Source organism: Clostridium sp. MCC353, from assembly GCF_018785315.1.
Classification (GTDB): Bacteria; Bacillota; Clostridia; order Lachnospirales; family Lachnospiraceae; genus CHH4-2.
This window is the reverse complement of the sequence record NZ_WQPN01000115.1, coordinates 1-22556: the sequence shown is the minus strand read 5'-3', so window position 1 is coordinate 22556 and position 22556 is coordinate 1. Positions and strand designations below refer to the sequence as shown.

The window sequence follows — 22556 nt, the reverse complement described above, 5'->3', positions numbered from 1 at the left end:
AACACCATCTCCTCTCTTCTCATTCTAATAAAAATCCGGCCGGAAGCGGAACGGAAAAAACCACTTTCAGCAAATACCAGATCGCAATCCCAAGAACCAACGCATAGAGGCCGCGAATCCAGACAGGGATTTTCTTTTCTCCCGCAAACAATGTGCATGTTATAAAAAGCATAACGATTGAAGAATACAAAAAACCAAATAAACAGATAGAAACCGCATAAACCAGAAAAATACCATATAAAATTACAAGCCGTACCCACTCGCTTTTTGATAGAAACCCTGTATCTTCTACCTTTTTCTGCATGAGAATTGACGCTCCGCATACAGCTATGAGCGCTGCAACAATGACCGGAAACAGCCAGGGGCCGGGATCCCCTTCTGCCAGGGACATGGTTGTCTTCATCCTCGTAGTTGAAATCAAAACACCAACTGACAGAATTAAGGCCAGTATGCCAAGAACTTTATTTTTCATATTCATCAGCTCCATTTTATTTTCCACTCACATCAAACCCCAAAGCCGCGCTCATTTCTTTTGCCACCTCAGCCAATTCCAGATAAGAGGCCGCCGCATCCTCATGGGATTCCCAAATATATGGTGTTTTCATCGTTTCAATAATTTTTGAACTGGTATCAGGATCTTCAGACATTGCTTTCAGCTGTTTATTAATTTCTTCTATAACAGCTGTATCCATATCCTTTGGACCAAATAAGTACATCTTTAAGATCCAGATAGACTTACCACCCAGTTCTCCCATGTTTTGAATCCCGGGCCAGTTTGTTTCATCAGCTTCATTGCTGGTAACGATTAATGCCTTAAATTTTCCAGCTTCTATGTATTGCTGTGCGGTAGTAGGCGTAAGAATTGCCGCATTGATTGTGCCGGACATCATTCCAGTAACCCAGTCCGCTTCATTTCCGGCATCTACCAGCTTAATATCGATGCCTGTATCATTGGCAAAACATTGGATAATAGCCTGTGAATTTCCTCCCATCGTACATCCTGCTATGATCTCGCCAGGATGTTCTTTCGAATAAGCGATAAATTCTTCTCCTGTATTATACGGCGCATCGGCAGGTACGCATAAAGCTCCGTTCCCCTGAATTCCTACGGAAGCGATAACGGTCAATTCTTCCGCCGGATTGAAATCCAGTTTTCCCTGGTAATAGCTCATTAAAGTCGATGTATGAAAGAATAAAAGTTCGGAACCGTCCTTTTTGGAACGCCGTGCATTCTGCACTGCCACTGTGTTGCCTCCGGCAGTATCATTTACTACATTGAATGCTGATCCCGTGCTGCGCTGAAAATAATCAGCCATTATACGTGCCATGGTATCCGTACCGCCGCCTGGAGATGCAGGAACGGTAAGAGTAACCGTATCAGTGGGCCAGTCTGCCTGAGCTGCTTTTGAGGTCTGTGTTTCGGCAGAACCGGAAGCATTACCCGTATCCGCCTTGCCGGAAGCTGCTTTGCCGCAGCCAGTTAATGACAGAATTGTAATCGCAGATGCCAGTCCTAAGCAGATTAGTTTTTTCATGTTTCATTTCCTCCTATTATCTTCGTATTTGGTTCTTATTAAATTGCTTTTTCTTTGATATAAAATCATTTTTCAATATTAATATTTGTTTATTTTGCTATTTTTCTTCATTTAATATTGACTTTTTTTATTATATCTGTTAATAAAAATATAATATAAAGCAGCGTGATTGTAAAATGAATAAATACTGTACCATTATAACCAAATACGATATTGTAGAAGGTATTTTTACTTAATGACAAAAAACAAATAGGGGGATGGAATTATGAAACGGGGAATTATGGACTATATGATTGCGCTGCAGGAATGCAGAATGATTTCTTCAGCTGCGGACAGATGTAATATTTCCCAGTCTTCATTAAGCGGTTACCTAAAAAGGCTGGAGGAAGAACTTGGAGTGACGTTATATGACCGGAAATCGAAGGAAATGACTCCGGAAGGCAATATTTATGCGGATACCGCACGGGCAATTCTGGCAGAAGACGAATCTGTACGCCAAAAGCTGCGTAAATTTCAGCCGCATACGGTCCGTTTTGGAGTGGATGAGTATATTGACCGGAAAACGGTTTCTCAGCTTGTGACCGAGCTGTTTATGATTCATCCGGAAATCACCATACAACTGGTATCAGCCCCATGTTCAACCTTACATACTTCTCTGCTGGACGGATCTGTTGACCTGGCGTTCGCTTCATTTTTCAGTTCCTCCTCCTCAAGGCTGCGGTATCAGGAATATATGAAAGAAGCGCTCCTTCTGGCGCTTCCAAAAGGTTATCCCCTTCATAACGCTCAAATACCATTACAGGCGCTGAGAACTTTAAAGCTCATCACATTGTATAAAAGAACGCAGCTTTACAGCCTGCAGACCGCGCTTCTCAGCCACTCCAGCCTCGATCCGGTCATCATGTTTGAAACTAATTCCCCTGCCCTTGCGGCCAGCATGATATCCTGCGGCGGCTGCGCATCCATTATTCCTGCCAGCAGTGCTTTCCTTTTTAACAATTGCGATCTCTATCCAATTTCATCCGCTTATCTGAACAGCGGGCTTTGGTATCTGAAAGAACAGCATTCCTTTCCTATTCAGACGGATCTGCGAAAACTTCTGGTAAAAGTCCTGCATGAAAAATATGCGGATTCCGAATACATTCATCTGACTGGTATAAAGTGTGTATGAAAATTCATTTCCGCAATTCACCAACACATTTTGGGAGGGAAACTATGTACCTGAATTCTCTGGAATATATGATCGTACTGGCTGAAGAAAAAAATTTCACCCGGGCTGCTGAGCGGATTTGTATCTCACAGCCTGCTTTAAGCAAAGCCATCTCCAAACTGGAACAAGATCTTGGCGTCGCTCTGTTCAATCGAAAAGAAAAAACGGTTTCTCTGACCGCCGCCGGAGAAATCTATCTGGAAAGCGCCCGGAAAATGCTGTCATTACGGGACACTTCTTATGAACGCATCCGCAACTCTGTCAGGCAGCCGGCCAGACGGCTGCGCATCGGCGTAAACCGTCAATTTACCCAGGACCGGTTATCCAAAATCCTCCAGCAGTTTTATAAGGAGTACCCCGGCCCTCTGCCGGATGTCTATGAGATGGATTCCATGCAGGCACGTCAAATGCTGGAAGAAGGCTGGCTGGATGCATCCATTGTTGTGGCTCTTGAAGAAGATCTTCAAGGATACCGGCATTACCGTCTGATACCGGAAAAATTAGCCGCCATATTGCCGGATGAAGAGCGGTTCCGGCCGCTACTGCAAAAATATACCGATTCCATACCGATTAAAGAATTAGATCATATGCCTGCAATACGCAACCGAATCAACAGCACATTTGACCGCATATCAAACCTATACTTTCAACAGCAGGGAATTACCCCTGACTATATCTGTGAATTTTGCGATCTGGCCACAGCAATACACGCCGTTAATTCCGGATTTGCGATGTTGTACACTCATTGGCACCGCGCCATTGCGCAGGGGGCCAAGCATGTTTTTCAAACGGATCCTCCTTTTGTCTATTATCATTATTTCTGTCTGATGCCCGATACGGAACTGACTGATCAGATTCTTTTTCTTCTGCATCTGCTGCAGAGTATAGATACATTATAAAACAGGAACATAAAAACAGCATAGGCCATAACCCAACCGGGCTATTTCCTATGCTGTATCTCATTTCTTTATGAAAGGCGCGCCTCACAGCCAAACGCCTATTATCTGGTCTTTCATTTCAGAACACATTTGAACATTCATCCCAGAGCGTAACTGAACATTCACTCTAGTAAATCGGATATTTATCGCAGATCTTCGTAACCTCGCCCCGGATATAATCAGCCTTGGCCTCAAAATCAGTTGCCGCCAGCCAGATGCATTCCGCAATCTTTTCCATATCCTCTTCCACAAGGCCTCTGGATGTAACCGCCGGAGTTCCGATGCGGACGCCGGAAGTCACGAACGGGCTTCTCGGGTCGTTGGGCACCGTATTTTTATTCAGGGTAATATACACTTCGTCACAACGGTTCTGAAGTTCCTTGCCGGATACGTCCATGCCCCGCAGATCCACTAACATCAGGTGGTTGTCCGTGCCGTTTGTCAGCAGTTTAAAGCCCTGTTTTACCAGCGCTGCCGCCAGCGCCTTGGCGTTCTTTGCCACCTGCTCCTGATAAGCCTTGAATTCCGGTTTCAGCGCTTCTCCGAAGCAGACCGCCTTAGCCGCGATCACATGCTCCAAGGGGCCGCCCTGGGTTCCCGGGAAAATGGCCTTATTGAAATTGAACTTATCAGCCTCTTCCTTATTGGCAAGAATCATGCCGCCTCTGGGCCCTCTCAGGGTCTTATGGGTGGTGGTTGTCACCACATGGGCATATGGAAATGGACTTGGATGAACGCCTGCTGCCACAAGCCCTGCAATATGGGCCATATCCACCATCAGATAAGCCCCTACTTTATCCGCTACCTCACGGAATCTCTTGAAATCAATCTCTCTGGCATATGCGCTGGCGCCTGCGATAATCATCTTAGGCTTTGACTCCACCGCAATTCTCTCTAATTCATCATAATCGATATAACCTTCGTCATTCACCCCGTAAGGAACGATGTTGAAGTACAGTCCTGAGAAGTTAACAGGGCTTCCATGGGATAAATGGCCGCCGTGATCTAAGTTCATGCCCATAACCGTATCTCCGGCTTTCAGCATAGCCACAAATACCGCCATATTGGCCTGGGCTCCTGAGTGGGGCTGGACATTGGCATAATCACAGCCAAACAGCTTCTTCGCGCGTTCAATGGCAATGGTTTCAACCACATCCACGCATTCACATCCGCCGTAGTAACGTTTTCCCGCATACCCTTCTGCATATTTATTCGTGAGCACGGTTCCCATCGCCATCATGACAGGCTCTGAAACAATGTTCTCTGATGCAATCAATTCCAGGTTTCTTCTCTGGCGGGCGCACTCTGCTTCGATGGCATTGCCAACTTCAGGGTCATAGCTTGTGATGAATTTCATTACTTCATTTACCATGATTTTCATTCTCTCCTTCTATCTGTGTGGTAGCAAATATAATAACAAGGCGCCGGATAGGTCATACTACCGGCGCCGGACGTCGTTGGAAATGATTATATTACAAACACTGTGCCAGTGTCAAGCAGTTGAATCGGATTCCTTTTATGGATCGTTACGGTCGTTACAGTTCACGGCCCCCGTGAACTGGCCGGACACGTCAGCGGGGGCCGTGAACTGTAACTTACGGTCCCGGACTGGCGGCCGTGCCGTTTTGCGCCATCCTGCACACCATGCGGTATGCATGTTCCAGAGACTGGGAAGACGCGGTTCCTTTCCAGGCAATGTCATGGGCGGTGCCGTGGGCGCAGGTGGCCGCCGGCATATTAAGCCCGCCGCATATGGTGATTCCCCGTTCAAATCCCCTGAGTTTCAGGGCAATCTGGCCCTGGTCGTGATACATGGTCACAACCGCGTGGAATCTTCCGTCAAATGCCTGTTTAAACAGGGTATCCGCTGGAAACGGCCCCTGGGCGCCGATCTTCTCCTTCTGCGCCTCATTTACCGCCGGGGCGATCACCCGTATTTCCTCATCCCCGCACAGTCCGCCTTCACCGGCGTGGGGGTTCAGCGCGCATACGCCGATCCTGGGCTCTTCAATTCCCGCGGATTTCACCGTGGCATGTGCCAGGCGGATGGAGTCCAGCACCGCCTCTTTTGTCAGGTTTCTGCTGATATCCTTTATTGGAATATGGCTGGTCACCCTGGTGGTCCATACGCCGTCCAGCATGTTGATTTCCCCGAAGCCCCGGTCCCGTCCCAAGAGCAGGGCGAACAGCTCCATTTCGCTGGCTGCCGGGCTGTGGGCCAGCTTCATGGCCGCTTTATTAAGGGGGGCATAGCAGATTCCGTGGATCTTTCCTTTCATATATAATACAGACGCATATTTTATCATCTCGATGCAGGCGTTTCCGCAGATTTCATTGATCCGGCCCGCCACAATTTCATCCGGGTTCTGCTCCCCTACATGAATGACCGGCAGGCCCTGATCCCAGGAAACCTGATCCATATCCTGGAATTGACGCCATTTTACGCAGGAGCCGGTTTCCCTCAGCGCTTTCTGCCAAAGGCGGACATCCCCAAAAACCACAGGCCTGGCTTCCTCTTCCAGAACCCCCTGGGCGGCCAGTTTTGCGGTCAGTTCAGGGCCCACTCCGCTTCCGTCCCCGATGATAAATCCTATGACCGGTTTTTCTCTCTTCATTCTGTCAGCTCACTCCTTTACCTTAAAAATGACGGCAGTAAGCAGAGGGAGACATAAATCTCCCATACTGCCTGCTGCCTTTGCATTTACTTATATTCCGGCATCCAGTCTTTATGCGCTTCGAACAGATCGTCGCACATATCCGTGATGTCATCCATGGACAATTCCGCCGCCACATGGGGATCCAGCATCACCGCCTGATATACCGCTTCTTTTTTCCTGGTGCGGGCCGCCTCAATGGTCATCATCTGGACATTGAGGTTGGTCCTGTTTAAAGCCGCCAGCTGTTCCGGCAGTTCACCGACGTAAACGGGGGCGATGCCGGAAGCGTCTGAGATACAGGGAACTTCCACACAGGCCTTTGCCGGAAGATTGGAAATGACGCCGTTGTTAATCACATTTCCGCCGAACTTGTAGGGCTTATTATTCACGATGGAATTAATGATATGGGCCGCATACTCCTTGGAAACCTCATGGGTCAGGTCGGGGGTATTGATCAGCTCCTCCCTCATTTTCGCCCACTCTTCGATGTGGCGTATGCATCTTCTCGGATATTCATCCAGAGGGATGTTGAACCGCTCAATCAATTCCGGATATTTGTCCTTGATGAAATACGGCATATACTCCGCATTGTGTTCACTGGATTCCGTCACATAATAGCCGAAACGGTGCATGATCTCGTGGCGCACTTTGTCATTTTCCGGGTAACCCATCTCTTTTGACCGTTTTTTAATCTCAGGATACAGGTCTACCCCGTCTTTAGTCACTTCCAGAAGCCAGGCCATGTGGTTAATGCCGGCGATTTTCCACTGGATCTTATCGCTGTATTCCATTCCGATCCCATCAAAGAGCTTGGGAACCGCCACCTGAACGCTGTGGCACAGCCCCACAAACCGTACATCCGTGTATCTCTGTATGTAGCCGCTCAGCATTCCCATGGGATTTGTATAATTCAGGAAAATGGCATTGGGGCAATACTTTTCCACATTCCACGCGAACATTTCCAGCACCGGAATCGTCCTTAACGCCCGGAACACGCCGCCGACCCCAAGGGTATCCGCTATGGTCTGTCTTAAACCATATTTTTTCGGGATTTCAAAATCAGAGATGGTACAGGGATCGTATCCTCCCACCTGCACCGCACAGATCACAAAATCTGCGCCGGCCAGCGCCTTGGGAAGGTTCTCTTCCTTCACATACTTTTCAATCGTTACATTTTTTCCGTAATGGCGCCGGATCGCATTCAGCATCAGATAGCTGTCTTCCAGCCTCTGGGCATCGATATCATACAGCGCAAACACCAGATCCTCCAGCTCCGGGTGGAGCATACAGTCCCCCAGCACATTCCTGACAAATACAGAGCTTCCCGCTCCTAAAAATGCAATTTTTACAGCCACGTCTATACCCCCTCATCTCTATCAACTGTTGGTTTTAATTTTCATTTAAGATTCCTGTCATGCGCTCCTGGCAGGCTGCGGCCACTTCTTCTGCCGTGGCGGAATTGTTAACTGCCAGCGGGTCCATTTCCTCATTGAAGATTTCGTTCAACTGCTGGAATGGAACGGACGTCTCGTCCGCCGCCATCTTGGGATCAATGGTAGCCACGATTTCATTGAAAATTTTCATCTCATCTGCAAAGTCATTGTATTCCACTCCGCCCTCCAAAAGGCTGGTTCTCACAGGGATGAATGCGCCTGTTTCACAGAATTTCTTCATATTTTCCGCATTGGTGATATAATCAACCACAATGGCCGCTGCCTTTGGATATTTGGTTTCCGCATATGCGAACACGGCATTTCCGCCCATATCGGAACCGGTTTTTCCGTTTCGTACCGGCATGTAGGTCACGCCCCATTTGTCACCCATGTTTTCCTGCATGTAAGCGCAGTGCCAGCTTCCTGAGAATGAAAATGCAGTCTGTTCCGCCACAAACAGGGAGTTGGTCGCAGTTGCTCCTGTAAATGCGGTGTTTGCCACTAAATCCTCTTTCCTCAAATCCTCATAAAACTTGATGGCTTCCAAAACTTCCGGTGATTCCATGGTAACCGCATCCTGGGCCTCATTTAAAATGGCGCCGTTATTCATGTAGATGAACGGCAGATACCGGTAGCCGCTGGTGTTCTCCCAGATACCGCCGAATGCGTAAGGCAGGTTATATTTTTCCTTCAATGTCCTTGAAATTTCCATCAGTTCTTCCCAGGAATAACCGTCTTCAACGCCGGTAGGAATGCGGATTCCCGCCTCTTCAAACATTCTCTTGTTATAGAAAATGGCCATGGTGTCGGCGTGGTGAGGCATGCCCACCAGCTTGCCTTCATAGGTACATGCGGAAAGGAATGCCGGGTTCACATCGTCTAAGCTCTCCTGTGATATATAAGGGGTCAGATCAAGCATAACCTCCGCCTTTTTAAACTTGCCAAGCCTCTGATACGTATATCTTATCACATCTGGCCAGTCATTTCCCGCAATTCTTGTATCCAGCATATCTCTGAAATCAGAAGACGGATAAGTCTGGCGGATAATCTTGATTTCCGGGTGGTCTTTTTCCAGATTGTCAAGCAGTTCATCCCAGGCATTCTTATCGGAAGTGGAGCCTTCCCAGTAAGCGACTTCGATCTCCGCCCCTTCTTCCGCTGCCAGGCTGTCCGCCTCTGCCCCCGCATTTTCAGCCAATGTCTCCTCTGCCTTTGATGCAGCTTGGGCCGCCGTTGTGGCTCCTGCCGCTGTTGTGGCAGGCTGCGCCGCTTCCTTGCCGCCGCATGCCGTCATGCCGCTCATCATTCCTGCTGCCAATACCATTGCCATCGCCCGTTTAAAAATTTTTTTACACATAAAATACTCCTCCTTCTATATGTTTTAACACACCTGTGTTAATGTGTTCCTAAAAAATATTTCACCCCTTGATCCCGCTGGATGCAACGCCCTGCACGAACTGTTTCTGGAAAATCAGGAAAATGAACAGCACGGGAAGTACGGATATCAGGGAAGCTGCCATCATATCATTCCAGTTCACATACTGGGCCCCATTTAAATTGGAAAGCCCCAGCTGGACGGTATAGTGTTTGTCATTGGAAAGCATGATCAAAGGCCACTGCAGGTCATTCCAGCGCCACATCACGGTCAAAATCACCAGCACGCTGATTAATGGCTTTACATTGGGAAGAATGATCTTCCTGAATATGGTGAATTCCGTGGCCCCGTCGATCCTTCCGGCTTCCAGAAGTTCATCCGGTATGTCGGAAATGAACTGCCGGGACATGAAAAGCCCCAACGCCTCCGCACAAGGCGGAATAATAACGCCCCACAGAGTATTCCGGATTCCCAGCTTGGAGGCGATAATGAAGTTTGGAATCATAGTCACCTGAAGTGGGATCATCAGCGTGCTCAATACAATAAGAAACAAAACTTCCTTATATTTGAACTTGTATTTGGCGAAGGAAAATCCGGCCAGCAGGTTGATGGATACTGTAATCGTAGTTGAAACAGTCGTCACGATAAAACTGTTTTTAAAATAAACTGCAAATGGAGCTCTCTGTAAAGCTGTTGCAAAGTTAGACCAGATAAACTCTCTGGGCCACAGTTTCGGCGGAAAGGCAAATATCTCATCCACAGGCTTTACAGCCGTTACCAGCATCCAGTAAAAGGGGAACAGGGCGATCAGCGCCGCCGCCACCATAAAAAGAAAGACCGCAATTTTCATGACAAGAAACTTTCTTTTGTCCATTCCCATACGTTCTGAACTTCCCATGTATTAATCCTCCTTCTCTATCTTAAATCTGATTGCAGTGAGCACTACCATGAACACGAAGAGGACAATGCCTGCCGCCGCCGCCCTTCCGTAATAATTCTTGGCAAATGCCTGTTCATAGACATACATGACAATGGTTTTCGTCGAATTCAAAGGCCCTCCCTGGGTCATGGTATAGACCAGGTCAAAGGAACGGAACGCGTTAATCATACAGGTAATCATCACAAACATGTGGGTATTTTTCAGCAGCGGCAGGGTGACAAACCGGAATTTCTGCCAGGTGTTGGCCCCGTCTATGGTGGCCGCCTCCATCATTTCTGTTGGAATTCCCTGGAGTCCCGCCAGGTAAATCACCATGTTATAGCCCGTCCTCTGCCACACGGTGGCCATAATCAGCATGATCATGGCAAACCGGGGATCATTGGCCCACTTGATGGCAGTCCCTCCCAGGGAAGTGATGATGTAGTTGATCAACCCCAGCTGGTCCTGGAAAATCCAGGTGAATACAGTGCCCACCGCAACCGTGGACACAACTGCGGGCGCGTAGATGGAGGAACGTATGATCCCTCTCAGCGGTATCTTACTGTTGAGCAGTACGGCAAAGAATAAAGCCAGCACCATCAGGATCGGTACGGTCGCTGCGGTATAATAGATGGTGTTGAATATGGACTTTATGAATACCTTGTCATGAAATATGTACAGATAATTTTGTATGTCAATGAATTTCGGCTTCCCCATGCCATTCCATTTTACTGTACTGTAGTAAAATGACATGATAATCGGAACGATCATAAATGTAAAAAACAATATCATATTCGGAAGAATATACAGATAGGGAACTACCTTTATATTTCTCCAAAACGGTACCCTGGTCCTCTGGGCTCTGTCATTCATAATACCTCTCTCCTTTACTTTTTCTTCTTCCCCGCTTCTCCTCGTATTCCAGTCAAGCTAGCCGCAGCTTTCCAGCACATACAGATGGGAGGTGAAATCCCCTGCATCCACGCCGGAATTCTTCTTGGTAATCTCCGCCTTCCTGACGGATGATCCCGTAAATTCCAAATCCATCAAAAATCCCATGTTCATGAGTTCATCCCCATAATAGGTTTCCCCATCCCGGCTGCACCGGTACATACGGTCGGGATCCAGCCCCTTTAACAGCAGTTTCTTCAGCTTCGGATTCGGTGTGGCCAGAACCTTATACCAGGCAATCAACGCCGTCTTACGGTCTTCTGACACCACCATCCATGCCGCGTCACCCTGATTTAAAAATGGATCTTTCAGCCGGTAAAATCTTCCGAACTGGATCAGTCCGCGGTATTTTTTATAGAACCGTATCTGTTCCTTCACTTCCTCCTGTTCTTCCGGGGTCATTTCATTGGGATCCAGTTCATAGCCAAATGCCCCGAAAAATGCCACGTTTGCCCTGAAATCCAGGCTGGTATTCCGCTTCACCTGATGGTTGGGCGCCGCTGAAACATGAGCTCCTATGGACGCAACCGGGTATGCCAGGCTGGTGCCATACTGTATTTTGATCCGTTCCGCCGCATCCGTATCGTCGCTGGCCCAGGCCTGGGGCGCGTAAAACAGCATTCCCGCGTCAAACCTGGCCCCTCCGCTGGCGCAGGATTCAAACAAAATCTCGGGGAAGGCGGTAATCAGCCGCTCATACAGGTCATAAACCCCTAAAATGTACCGGTGGAAAAATTCCCCCTGCCGTTTTGCCGTAAGCGTCCCGCCGTAAGCCTCTGTAATATTCCGGTTCATATCCCATTTTATATAGGAGATTTTCGAGTTTCTCAAAACCTTCTCCATGGCATTGTATATATAATCCACAACCTCAGGATTGGAAAAATCCAGCACGTACTGGTTTCTTCCGTGGGATACCGGACGTCCCGGCGTCTTAACCACCCACTCCTCATGTTCCCTGTAAAGGCTGCTGGCCTTATTTATCATCTCCGGTTCAAACCAGAGGCCGAATTTCAGGCCCATGGCCTCGATTTTCTCCGACAGCCCTTCCACTCCGTGGGGAAGTTTATCCCTGTCGCTGTACCAGTCTCCAAGGGAACTTCCCGCGTCATCCCGTTTCCCAAACCATCCGTCGTCCAGGACCAGCAGTTCAACTCCGAGAGCCTTCGCCTTTCCTGCTATCTCCAGGATTTTTTCTTCGTCAAACTGAAAATACGTGGCCTCCCAGTTGTTCAAAAGAATGGGCCTTTCCCGGTTTCTCCATATCCCCCTCACCAAACGCTGGTTAAACAGGTCGTGATAAACCTGGCTCATGCCGTTCAGTCCCTGGCTGGAATATACCATCGCCGCCTCCGGGGTCTGGAACTCTTCCCCGGGCCCCATAATCCAATAAAATTCAAATGGATTGATTCCCAGGCTGACCCGCACAGTCTCATACCGGTCAACCTCAGCCTGGGCCAGAAAGTTGCCGCTGTAGATCAGGCAGAATCCCAAAACCTCTCCCGCCTCTTCCGTGGTTCCCGGCCTGCACAGCGCCAGAAATGGATTGTGATCCGCGCTGCTGGCCCCTCTCGCGCTGGAAACCGCCTGGATTCCTCCGGAAAGTTTCCGGCGGGTAATATGGCGTTCCCTGGACCATGCGCCGTCCAACTGGATCATTTCATAATCACTGTCGTACAAATCCACCGACATGGACATGGCCCTGGTGAGTTTCAGCTTTTGGCAGCCCTTATTGACGAACCGGGAGCTGCGGCAGACCGCGTCATAATTGTCATATATGGTGTAGGACAGAATCAGTTCTGTTTCAATCAACTCGTCCTCAAGAACGATCTCCAGGGTAACCGCATCGTGTTCTCCCTCCGCATAGGCAGCCGGAAGCCCCTTCAGCCCGTTCTTCCCTTCGAAAATCCGGTGGCTTTTATAGGCAAATCCGGTGATCCTGCTGCCGTTCTCCTGTTCAATCTGATAAGCAGGCTCCCGAAAATCCGTTGTGCCGTAAGAAGGGTATTCCTGCCGGATTGTATCCAGGGTGAACAGAAAGTCATTCTCGTATACGTAAGCCGTGTGGCTCTGGGTTCTCATCTGCAGGAAATGCTGGAAAGATTCCCTGTGGGTCAGCCTTTTTCCAAAGTATAAATGTCCGATCTGACCGTTTTCCAATATGCATATGATGTAACTGATTTGCTGGTTTTGAAGATGAAATTCTCTGGTTGATTCGTTAAATTTAATTTGTGCCATAAGATCCTTCCTTCTTTCTTCTTTTCGCGTGTGAACGCGCGTTTATTTTGTCGAAAAGTGTATGGTTGATTGGTTGATTTTGTAGTTATATGGTTGATTTTGTAGTTATTGTTTTGATTTTGTAGTTATTGTTTTTGATTTTGAAGTTATTGTTTTTGATTTTGAAGCTATTGTTTTTGATTTTGAAGCTATTGTTTTTGATTTCGAAATTCTATTTTCTTATTTTGAAATTATAGTTTTTGATTTTTGAGGATAGAGTTGGATCTATCTATTGGAGAGTACAGACATATGGCGTACCGTTGTTTATATAACCGTTGTTTATATAGCTCTCTCTTTTCCACTGCTGCCCTTGTTTACTCAGCTTCGCTATCTTAACCGCGATTCCCGTTCCCGCAACGCCTACTGTTTCCACCCACGCTCCAGTTTCTTAAATCTCAAAATATATATGGCGTTCTATTAATAAACGCGCGTTTATATCGTAGTAAAAATTAAACCTCAGTCAGCGCTGAAACAGAAGTGCTTCTGCCCAAACAGCCTCGGACACCCCCCCGCAGGCTGTTCTGGTTATCCCGGACATCCGGCCGGGCCACACAATTTCAATCCACACAGCCCTCGCAGACTATGACACGGTTGTAGTATTGTGAGTGGTTATGTATCACGATTTCAACCCACACAGCCTTTCAGTCTGTCGGCCGCTCAGGCAGTTGCCCCTTTTATAAACTTGGCTTTGCAGATCAGCCTTTTTTTCTTCTCCATGCCAATAACCGCCCTAACTGCTGTTCTGGCAATCTCCCGCACTGATATCTCCACCGTAGTCAGATGATATCCTAAATCTTCGTAAGTAGCATTGTAGTCGCAGCCCATAATCATAATATCCTGCGGAACCTTTTTATTCCTGTCATTGGCCGCCCTCATAGCAATAATGGCCATAAGGTCATTGGCCGCATAGATGGCCGTAATAGGATTCTCAAGCAGTTTATGAGCCGCCCTTCCGGCTTTTTCACTGTTAAAGTCCCCTGCCTCAATCAAAATTTCCTCTGAAAGACCTGCCTCTGTCATGGCCTTTTTATATCCAATCACACGCTCTCTGCTGGAAAGTCTGTCATCCCCGCAGAGATGGGCAATCTTCTTATGTCCCTGCTCAATGAGATAGCGGGTAGCCATATATCCCGCCTCTAAGTTCTGGCTGTATATGCCGCTCACATTATCCGCCTGTATCATGTTGGATCCGGGATCGATGACAACCATATTAAATCCCGCGGTTATCAACTGGTTAACCGCTTCCATCTGAAATTCAAACCCGACAAAAATTCCTCCGCAGATCTCACGGTTTAAATACATGTTCTCAATCTTTGCAAAATCCGTCACCTGGGAAACCACAAAAACCGAAATCATATATCCATATTCTTTCCCCTGGGAAACCAGCTCTGCGATCAGGCGCATGAAGTAAGGTGATTCAATTCCCTTCCATCTCTTCTTAACCGCATCACAATCCGAAATATACAAAGCAATCTCCTGCTTCGCCTTCCCCGCCAAAACCCGGGCAAATGAATTCGGCTCATACCCATACTCTTCAATTACCGCCATGACCTTTTCCCGCGTCTCATCCGGCACATTTGAATAATTATTAATGACCCTGGATACCGTACTTCTCGATACATTCGCTAATTTTGCAATTTCTTCACTTGTTATTTTCATCTCTCTGCCTCATGAACGCGTGTTTATCTTAAAATCATATTAACATGGTGTGTCTCATTTGTAAATACCTTTTATATATTTTGTATATTTTTATTTTATTTATCGTTTTTATTTTATCATATTTTACTCTATGCTTTTTAAGTTTCCAAATTAACTCGCAATTTTCGTCATATTTTTTATACTTTTCGTATATTTTTTATCACATTTTGCCCTTATTCAGTTATACTCATTATTAATTTTTTTCCATGAGCCAGTAGCAGCACAGCCAGGAAGGAACAGAAAATATCAGGGATTTGGCTTTCAACTGTAAATGGAACACTAAAATGTGTTTGAAAATTGCTTTTCGTCAGATATACATCAAAGTCTATGTGGGATTTGTCCCGAATGAGAAGAAATAGCAGGCTATGTAACTTGAATTCGAGGTAAACATGCTGCAAAGTGGGACGCGCAGATGGCTGAAATGGATTTTGATACGTTCTTTTACTACATTGAGTTCCATAATATATATTTTTTATTACGGACAAATATCAATCACTAATGTAGGATTCGAGCACTATTGTTCTTAACAAGCCTTTTTATTTATATTTTCTGGTGAAATACGAATGTTCACTGTAATATTAGAAATATGTCGTTATTTATCAAATCTTGTCATCATAATCTACATCAAATACATATTACAATTACAATACATTTCTCCCTCGCAGGCTGTGAATCCTACCATTTTTTGTCTGTATATGGCCGATCTGCATTTCAACTTAAACAACCCTCACAGGCTGTGATATTAACAGGCCAAGAATGATAAAACTTATTATACATATTTCAATCCACACAGCCCTCGCAGGCTGTGACAAAGAAATAGATCGTATATGCGGAGCATTAAATATTTCAACCCACACAGCCCTCGCAGGCTGTGACCTTTACACTCTTGATATGGTATAATCTATCCATATCAATTTCAACCCACACAGCCCTCGCAGGCTGTGACAGCAATTATACACAAATCCCCCCACTCTTCTCCCACCATTATATATATAATATATACAACTCCTTACCCCAAAGTCAACCTTCTCCCACCATTCCGCACCATCCGTCTCCACATTTCAGGTGCGAATCCCCCGGGTTTTTCATGTACACTTATAATTCGCACCAAAATCCCCCATCCACACACATTCCTCCCAGAATTCCCTTCCCCGCGTTCCCTCCGCCAAAATCCCAAAAAGAATCTAATGCAGTTTATAATCCTTAATCGTCACCTGCAGACTCCGTCTCCCATTATACTCATTAACCGTCGGATAATAGATAATATCCATCATCCTATGCCCCACCTGTCTGGCCGTAAACTCATCTCCGTCTGTGAACAGCATGGCATCCATCACAGTTCCCTGATCCGTTACGAGGCAGAGCTTCACCGCATTCCGGTTCCTGCCCAAAACCCGGACACTTCGGATATGTAAATCCTTCTGGGCAAACTGGGGCTTTTCATTCCCCTGGCCGAAAGGTTCCAACACTTCCAGCTCCTTAATGAACGGTTCGCTGACATAATCCAATGGCATAGGCACGTCAATCCATATCTTTTCCACGAAGTCCTCATCCGTGAGGGCCGCATTTTCATTCAGACGGCGGCGGAATTCATCCACCTTATCTTCCTCCAGCGAAAGCCCTGCCGCCATGGGGTGTCCCCCGAATTTCAGCAGAACATCCTTTACCTCCAACAGAGCTTCAAACATGTGGTAAGCTTCAATGGAACGGCCTGATCCTTTTACAGATTCTTCCCCTTTCGTCAGTACAAACGATGGCTTATGATACCGTTCCCTGAGCCGCCCCGCAATGATCCCGGCCAGGGATTCATGGCATTGGGGCAGATATACTACCAGCACTTTATCGCCTGAATAATGCTGGTCTACCAATACTACTGCTTCTTCCAGCCCTTTCTGGGTCATATCCTTTCGCAGGTCATTTAACTGTTTCAGCTCCTGGGCCATGCGTCCGGCTTCCTCTTCATCCTGGCACAAAAGCAGGGACAGGGCCAGTTTTGCCGTCTGAAGACGTCCTCCAGCATTCAAACAAGGGCCGATCACGAAGCCGATGTGATAGGAAGAAATGTGATCCGGATCCAGGTCATTTTTTTCAATCAGTTTTCTCAGACCCAGGCTTTTCGTTTTGCGTATCTGCATCAGGCCGTATTTTACAATTATCCTGTTTTCATCCTGGAGCTTCATCACGTCGCCTACGGTAGCGATGGCCGCAAACTCCAAAAGGGCCTTCCATTCCTCCACAGGCACCTGAAACGCCTCATATACCGCCTGCACCAGCTTATACGCCACAAGCCCGCCGCAGATCCCGGAAAATGGATATGTACACGACTTCTGTTTCGGATTGATCACCGCATCAGCCTGGGGAATCAGTTCTTTCCCCTCTTCTTCAGCGATATCGTGATGATCCGTGATGATCACCGTCATCCCCAGTTCTTTCGCCAGTCCAATCTGGGAAATGGCGGAAATACCGTTGTCACAGGTGAGTATGGTGTCGATTCCGCACTCATACGCATCCCTGATAATGGATTCGTTAATTCCATAACCGTCTTTGATTCTGTCCGGTATTTCGAAATCCACAACCGCGTTCACCCGTTTCAGCCCCGTATAGAGCAGATAGGTGGAACAGACGCCGTCGATATCGTAATCTCCCACAATCCGGATCTTCTTCTGATCCCGGATCTTTTCTTTTAGCAGTTCCACCGCACGGTCCATATCCTTCATCAAATGGGGATCGTACAGATCGTCCAGGGTTCCATAGAGATACCGCCTGACTGGTTCCTCTCCCTGGACATCCCTGTTTCTTATAATTCTGGCCGTCACCGGGCTGATCCTGTATTTATCCGCGATGGCATTAAAATCTGCCTTTTTTGTCTGAAGCATCCACTTAGCTGTCATTTGTTTATCCATTCTTTCTCTTAATATCCTGCGTCTGTTTTTTCAGGTGAATCAGCCTTGAGCGCAGCCCCTCCAAAGAATAGAGGATGGGGGCGAAGTCGCCGCTGTAGGCATGTTCACATTCTGATTTCACTTCAAAATTCTCACAGCCCAGTTCCCTGAGCATCCTTTTCTGGTCGCCAATGATGGACCGCAGACGGTGCACCAGCGCATTGACCGATTCCGTCAGCACTCCCAGTTCATCGTCCGATTCATAGTTAATACTCACACTCAAATCACCGCTGGCCAGCCGCCTTGTGCCCTCTACCAGCTCTTCCACCGGCTTTTCCACAGCCCTGATAATATAGACCACCATAACGATGATCAAAAGGCTGATGAGCCCCATGGTAACCACTTTGATCTTAATCATACGGTTATACAGCGTATCGGCGTAAGCGCTGGCGGCATCCGCGCCATTTTTATTGAATTCCACCACGTCGAGGAACAGGCTGCTGACCTGGTTGAAATAATCTCTGGACTGGCCTATGATGAGTTCCCTGGCGTCATCCGTGTCATTTCTCCGGCTGATCTCTAAAATCTGCCTGCTGTATTCCAGATATTCGCGCCAGTCGCTCTCCGCCTGCCGCATCAGATGTTCGTCTGTCTCATTGGTGATCAGGGATTCATATTGGCGGAACTTGTCCTCAATATCCTGGCAGATCAGCGCCATCTCCTTTTCCAGCTCCGCCATTACGGCCTCATCATGAGTGATCACATGGTTATACTCGTTGATTCTGTAATCGGAAGTGGCCGTGTTCAATTCCTCCGCAATGATGACCGACGGAAGCCAGGCCTGCGTCATATCCGTACTGGATTTCCTGATCTGGTTCGTGGTGATCAGTGAGGACGCCCCCATCAAAATAAGTCCCAGCACGCTGACAATTCCTAATAATATCAGTTTCTTTTTCAATTTCGCGTTTCGAAAATGTTTCATACCGCCTTCTCCATTCGTCCCTTCTGCCCGTTATTCTCCGTAGTTATCTTCCAACTCTCCAAAAATTACGCCTAAATGCTCATTTTCCGCCTGTGCATCACGAAATACTCTCTTCACCTTCCAACCATACTCATAAGCCCCGGTCTCATCCCCGGGAGGGCAGAAGATCCCCACACAGATATTCTCATTCCGCTCCGTCAGCGCGTCATAAAGGCCGGTCAGGCTCTGTTCAAAGCCCCCGTCTATGTCCATCTCCAGCCAAATATATTCCAATGCCTTGTCTTCCGTCTTAAAAGGATTCAAATCCAAAATTATCCGTTTCATCCCGTCACTCCCTTACAGTCGTTTTCTCATTTGTTACATTATGTTACCTTCGATTATAGCGAATATCCTCAAATATAACAACCGACAAAATACCTAAAGGTAAAATCTTCCTTCCAGGGCCAGGTACTGATCCAGAATCATCCTGCTCACTTTTGCCCCGTATACGGTGGCCGGATGCCCCGGATAATAGATGGGATCGCTGAATTCCTTATGCATCATCACCAGCACATAGGAGCCGTAAGGCGTGGTGATGATCCCGCCGTCATTGCGGCAGGCATCCATACTTCCGCTTTTAGACGCCACGCTGATTAGTTCCTCCTCCCCCGTATCCTCACTGTCCAGAAAATACGGCGGGAATTCCCCGGTCAGCATACTGTTGTAATGCTGTTTACGGAAAATGGACAACATGGCTTCATCCGCCTTCTTACTTATTAATTCCCCTTTTGCAAGGCGGATAAACATGCCTGCATAATCTCTCGGTGTTGTGGTTCCAAGCTGTCTGTAACGGTCAAAATGGATATCGTTATGTAAAACCGTATCCATGCACCCCAGCTTCCGGATGCATTGGTTGACCGTATCCTTTCCCAGATATTCGATCATCATATTGGTGGCCACATTATCGCTGACTATGATCATCAGCACAGCCACATCCTTCACCCGCAGTTTAAGCCCCGGCTCCAAAGAGCAGAGAACCCCGCTGCCTTCAACCAAATGTTCCGGTTTCAAGGTGAGCAGGTCTTCCAGGCAGGCTTTCCCGGATTCCACCTGGTCAAACAGGCAGGCCAGAATATAGGTTTTTACCGTACTGGCAGTTTCGTATTTCTCATCCGGGTTAATGGCGATCACATTTCCCCGCAGATCATCGGCGTAGACCGCCATTTTTCCGTCATAGCCGGCCGTCTCCGCCGCAATTCTTTTTTCTAAAGTCAGTCTCGCATCCATATTTCATCCCCGTTCTGCGTTTTAGAGTGTGCCTGAAAACTGCTTTCCGTCAGAAGCAGGTCACAGTTTGCAGAAGATTTGATCCGGACCAGGGGCGCACAGCGGGCTATGCAACCTGAATTCGTAACAAATCTACCGCAAAATGGGCCGTGCAGATGGCGGAAATGAATTTTCAAACACGCCTTCGCCTTATAAAAGTTCCTTAAATACCCTTACGGCATTCTTATAAAATATCTTTTCAATCTCCGATTCATGGAACCCGCGTTTCCTAAGCTCCGCTTCCAGCATCGGAAGGCAGGAGGCATCTTTCATTTCCAGCTCATTTCCTATTCCGTCAAAATCCGATCCCAGGCCGATGATATCGATCCCTGCCAGGTTTTGGATATAACGGATGTGATCCGCCATGCGGGCCACCGTACTGCGGCAGTTCGCTTCATTTTCCTGCTGATCCAAAAATGCGGCGCAGTAATTGATGCCCAGCAGACATCCCTTCTCACCCATGGTTTTCAGCATATCATCCGTGAGGTTCCGCACATGGCCGCACATGGCCCTGGCGTTGGAATGGCTGGCTATGAAGGGACGCGTGCTGTATTTCGCCACATCCCAGAAACCGGCGTCGGAGAGATGGGACACGTCAACAACCATATGGAGCCGTTCCATTTCCTTTACAAATTCAATTCCCCGCTCCTTCAAACCATGCTCTGAATCGGGCGAAGCCGGGAAATTATCATCTTTGCTGTGGGGCATCCTGTTTGGATAAGCCAGCTCATTTTCAAAATTCCAGGTAAGGGTCATCATCCTCACACCCAGCCGGTAAAACATGCGGAGCACCGCCGGATTCCCAAGACAGGTTCCCCCCTCTTCCACAGTCAGCATGGCTGATATCTTTCCGTCCTTCCGGTTCCGTTCCAAATCTTCAAAACATTTTACCTGGGCTATGGAATCGCTGTAACGGTCCATGATCTGGTAAAATACGTCAAATTCCTCCATGGCCGTTTCCAGCGGATTCTTATCCCGTCCCAGATGGACAAATGCAGCCATACATTGAAGCAGATAATCGCCCTTTTTCAATTTATTCAAATCAATATGTAAATTATTTTTCTCAAAACTCACGGGTGCCCCGGCCTTTCTCCCATCATTTAGGGCCATCAGGGTATCGCAGTGCATATCAAATACTTTCATTTTTTCATTCCTCCTCTTCTTATTCTGTTTCTTTCCATCCCTTTTATCCTGTCTCAAAAAATACTTCCGGCCCCCAAAAGGCCGGCCGCCAAATCTTCCCGGTAATCCAAGTCTTCCGGATTCAAACTGTTAACCACCACACCGCCGCTTCCCGCTCTCCCCGTAGAGTGGATATAGCGCCCATTCCCCATATACATGGCGATATGGCCCGGAAAATACAAAAGATCACCCGGACGCCGTTTCACAAATGGAATCTCCTTTACCGGATACCCCTCCTTTATCACAGCATCCCGGTAAATCAAAATCCCATTGAGCATATATGTCATGGACGTCAGTCCGGAACAATCAAGCCCCATACTGCTCTTTCCTCCAAACCGGTACTGGACGCCCATATATTTAACCGCTGTCCTCACCAGATTTCTGCGAAATTCCGCTTCGTCTCCGATATGAACCTGCGGCAGAATCCCTTCCCACAAAAAACTCTGTTTAAACTTCTTTTCCATTAAAAACTGGGTTCTTATATATCCTCTTGCCCCATCCACAAGCCGGACCGCCGACCAACCGTCATTCTCACGTTCCGGAAGCATTTCAATCAAACTCCCCCTCAGAAGAGAAGCCAGCCTGATTCCTCTGACCTTTGGAACAGACAGCACATCCGCACAGGAGGCGTCGACTGCTCTGATACAATCCCTGTCCCAGTCTTTCAGTTCCTGCAAAGAAACCGGTAAAACAGCAAGACGCTCCACATACCCTCTGTAACCATAATGGGTTTCCACAGGCAGATACCCATTCACCTCTTCCCCCATAATCCGAACCGCCATGCCATACAGCCCCTCATCTGCAATGGAAGATACCCTCTCACCGCCTGATTCCTTCCAGGTATTGGCGTTTTCATAAATTGTAACCGCTGATTGTTTCAATATACCATATTCCATCCGCTTATTCCACTCCTGCACGCTTATTTTCCGGAAATCTGCAGCCGTATGAATGGCTACAAGGCCGTTCTTCAAAACTGCTCTGGTCATTATATTCTTCTTTGGCGGCGTCTATGTTTTAAAGTAAAGAGGGATGGCATTTTCGAAAATGACTTGGGCCTTTAAAGTAAAGGGGGAGGCCATTTTTGAAAATGACTTGGCCCCTTAAAGTAAAGCCTGAGGCCATTTCTGAAAATGACTTGTAAGCGATACAAAACAAACCGTAGTGCAAAATAATAGCTGTCATGGTATACTCTCCATGGCAGCTTATCTTCTTTTT

Annotated in this window: 20 protein-coding genes; 2 read left to right on the top strand and 18 right to left on the bottom strand. The window is 47.3% G+C overall.

Going from position 1 to position 22556, the window contains the following annotated elements:
* Nucleotides 1-19: 19 nt before the first annotated feature.
* The gene (locus tag GPL15_RS19710) at nucleotides 20-472 is read right to left on the bottom strand and encodes a tripartite tricarboxylate transporter TctB family protein (protein WP_215700386.1); all 453 of its coding nucleotides are present in this window, start codon (nucleotides 470-472) and stop codon (nucleotides 20-22) included.
* 16 nt (nucleotides 473-488) lie between these two features.
* On the bottom strand, nucleotides 489-1535 hold the full coding sequence (locus tag GPL15_RS19705; RefSeq protein WP_215700385.1) for a tripartite tricarboxylate transporter substrate binding protein: 1047 nt from the start codon (nucleotides 1533-1535) through the stop codon (nucleotides 489-491).
* 265 nt (nucleotides 1536-1800) lie between these two features.
* Here GPL15_RS19705 and GPL15_RS19700 point away from each other — a divergent pair, with 265 nt between their 5' ends.
* Together GPL15_RS19700 and GPL15_RS19695 are read left to right on the top strand one after the other, a co-directional pair.
* Nucleotides 1801-2706 (top strand): LysR family transcriptional regulator, encoded by a 906-nt coding sequence (locus GPL15_RS19700; RefSeq protein WP_215700384.1) that lies wholly within the window; start codon nucleotides 1801-1803, stop codon nucleotides 2704-2706.
* 44 nt (nucleotides 2707-2750) lie between these two features.
* Nucleotides 2751-3644, top strand: a complete 894-nt coding sequence (locus tag GPL15_RS19695) for a LysR family transcriptional regulator (protein WP_215700383.1) — start codon at nucleotides 2751-2753, stop codon at nucleotides 3642-3644.
* A 166-nt stretch (nucleotides 3645-3810) separates the two neighbouring features.
* On the opposite strand, the gene glyA is transcribed toward GPL15_RS19695, so the two are convergent.
* The 16 genes from glyA to GPL15_RS19620 form a co-directional block, all read right to left on the bottom strand.
* Nucleotides 3811-5055, bottom strand: coding sequence for a serine hydroxymethyltransferase (glyA, locus tag GPL15_RS19690; RefSeq protein WP_215700382.1), 1245 nt, complete (start codon nucleotides 5053-5055; stop codon nucleotides 3811-3813).
* 223 nt (nucleotides 5056-5278) lie between these two features.
* Complete coding sequence (locus GPL15_RS19685) at nucleotides 5279-6298, bottom strand: 4-hydroxythreonine-4-phosphate dehydrogenase PdxA (RefSeq protein WP_215700381.1); 1020 nt, start codon at nucleotides 6296-6298, stop codon at nucleotides 5279-5281.
* A gap of 86 nt (nucleotides 6299-6384) precedes the next feature.
* Nucleotides 6385-7695 carry an alpha-glucosidase/alpha-galactosidase gene (locus tag GPL15_RS19680; protein WP_215700380.1) on the bottom strand — a complete coding sequence of 437 codons (1311 nt, stop codon included), beginning with the start codon at nucleotides 7693-7695 and terminating at the stop codon, nucleotides 6385-6387.
* Nucleotides 7696-7729: 34 nt separating this feature from the next.
* Nucleotides 7730-9130, bottom strand: coding sequence for a sugar ABC transporter substrate-binding protein (locus GPL15_RS19675; protein WP_215700379.1), 1401 nt, complete (start codon nucleotides 9128-9130; stop codon nucleotides 7730-7732).
* 61 nt (nucleotides 9131-9191) lie between these two features.
* On the bottom strand, nucleotides 9192-10046 hold the full coding sequence (locus GPL15_RS19670; protein ID WP_215700378.1) for a carbohydrate ABC transporter permease: 855 nt from the start codon (nucleotides 10044-10046) through the stop codon (nucleotides 9192-9194).
* Between the two features lie 3 nt (nucleotides 10047-10049).
* On the bottom strand, nucleotides 10050-10940 hold the full coding sequence (locus tag GPL15_RS19665; RefSeq protein ID WP_215700377.1) for a sugar ABC transporter permease: 891 nt from the start codon (nucleotides 10938-10940) through the stop codon (nucleotides 10050-10052).
* A gap of 57 nt (nucleotides 10941-10997) precedes the next feature.
* Nucleotides 10998-13253: an alpha-galactosidase gene (locus GPL15_RS19660; protein WP_215700376.1), complete on the bottom strand. Its 2256-nt coding sequence runs from the start codon at nucleotides 13251-13253 to the stop codon at nucleotides 10998-11000.
* A 696-nt stretch (nucleotides 13254-13949) separates the two neighbouring features.
* Nucleotides 13950-14951, bottom strand: coding sequence for a LacI family DNA-binding transcriptional regulator (locus GPL15_RS19655; protein ID WP_215700375.1), 1002 nt, complete (start codon nucleotides 14949-14951; stop codon nucleotides 13950-13952).
* Between the two features lie 1223 nt (nucleotides 14952-16174).
* On the bottom strand, nucleotides 16175-17893 hold the full coding sequence (gene recJ / locus GPL15_RS19650) for a single-stranded-DNA-specific exonuclease RecJ (RefSeq protein ID WP_346345010.1): 1719 nt from the start codon (nucleotides 17891-17893) through the stop codon (nucleotides 16175-16177).
* Nucleotides 17886-18854: an MCP four helix bundle domain-containing protein gene (locus tag GPL15_RS19645; RefSeq protein WP_215700374.1), complete on the bottom strand. Its 969-nt coding sequence runs from the start codon at nucleotides 18852-18854 to the stop codon at nucleotides 17886-17888. The genes recJ and GPL15_RS19645 overlap by 8 nt, the downstream gene beginning before the upstream one ends.
* 30 nt (nucleotides 18855-18884) lie before the next feature.
* Entirely contained in the window at nucleotides 18885-19178 is a 294-nt protein-coding gene (locus GPL15_RS19640) for a hypothetical protein (protein ID WP_215700373.1), read from the bottom strand.
* Nucleotides 19179-19271: 93 nt separating this feature from the next.
* Nucleotides 19272-20120 (bottom strand): serine hydrolase, encoded by an 849-nt coding sequence (locus tag GPL15_RS19635; protein WP_215700372.1) that lies wholly within the window; start codon nucleotides 20118-20120, stop codon nucleotides 19272-19274.
* The gene (locus tag GPL15_RS28150) at nucleotides 20105-20296 is read right to left on the bottom strand and encodes a DUF6783 domain-containing protein (protein WP_346345009.1); all 192 of its coding nucleotides are present in this window, start codon (nucleotides 20294-20296) and stop codon (nucleotides 20105-20107) included. Before GPL15_RS28150 ends, GPL15_RS19635 begins: the two co-directional genes overlap by 16 nt.
* Nucleotides 20297-20309: 13 nt before the next feature.
* On the bottom strand, nucleotides 20310-21302 hold the full coding sequence (locus tag GPL15_RS19630) for a dipeptidase (protein WP_215700371.1): 993 nt from the start codon (nucleotides 21300-21302) through the stop codon (nucleotides 20310-20312).
* Nucleotides 21303-21355: 53 nt separating this feature from the next.
* Nucleotides 21356-22327, bottom strand: a complete 972-nt coding sequence (locus GPL15_RS19625) for an NlpC/P60 family protein (protein ID WP_252198517.1) — start codon at nucleotides 22325-22327, stop codon at nucleotides 21356-21358.
* Nucleotides 22328-22355: 28 nt separating this feature from the next.
* Nucleotides 22356-22556: hypothetical protein (locus tag GPL15_RS19620; protein WP_215700370.1), on the bottom strand; the 201-nt coding region annotated here is incomplete at its 5' end.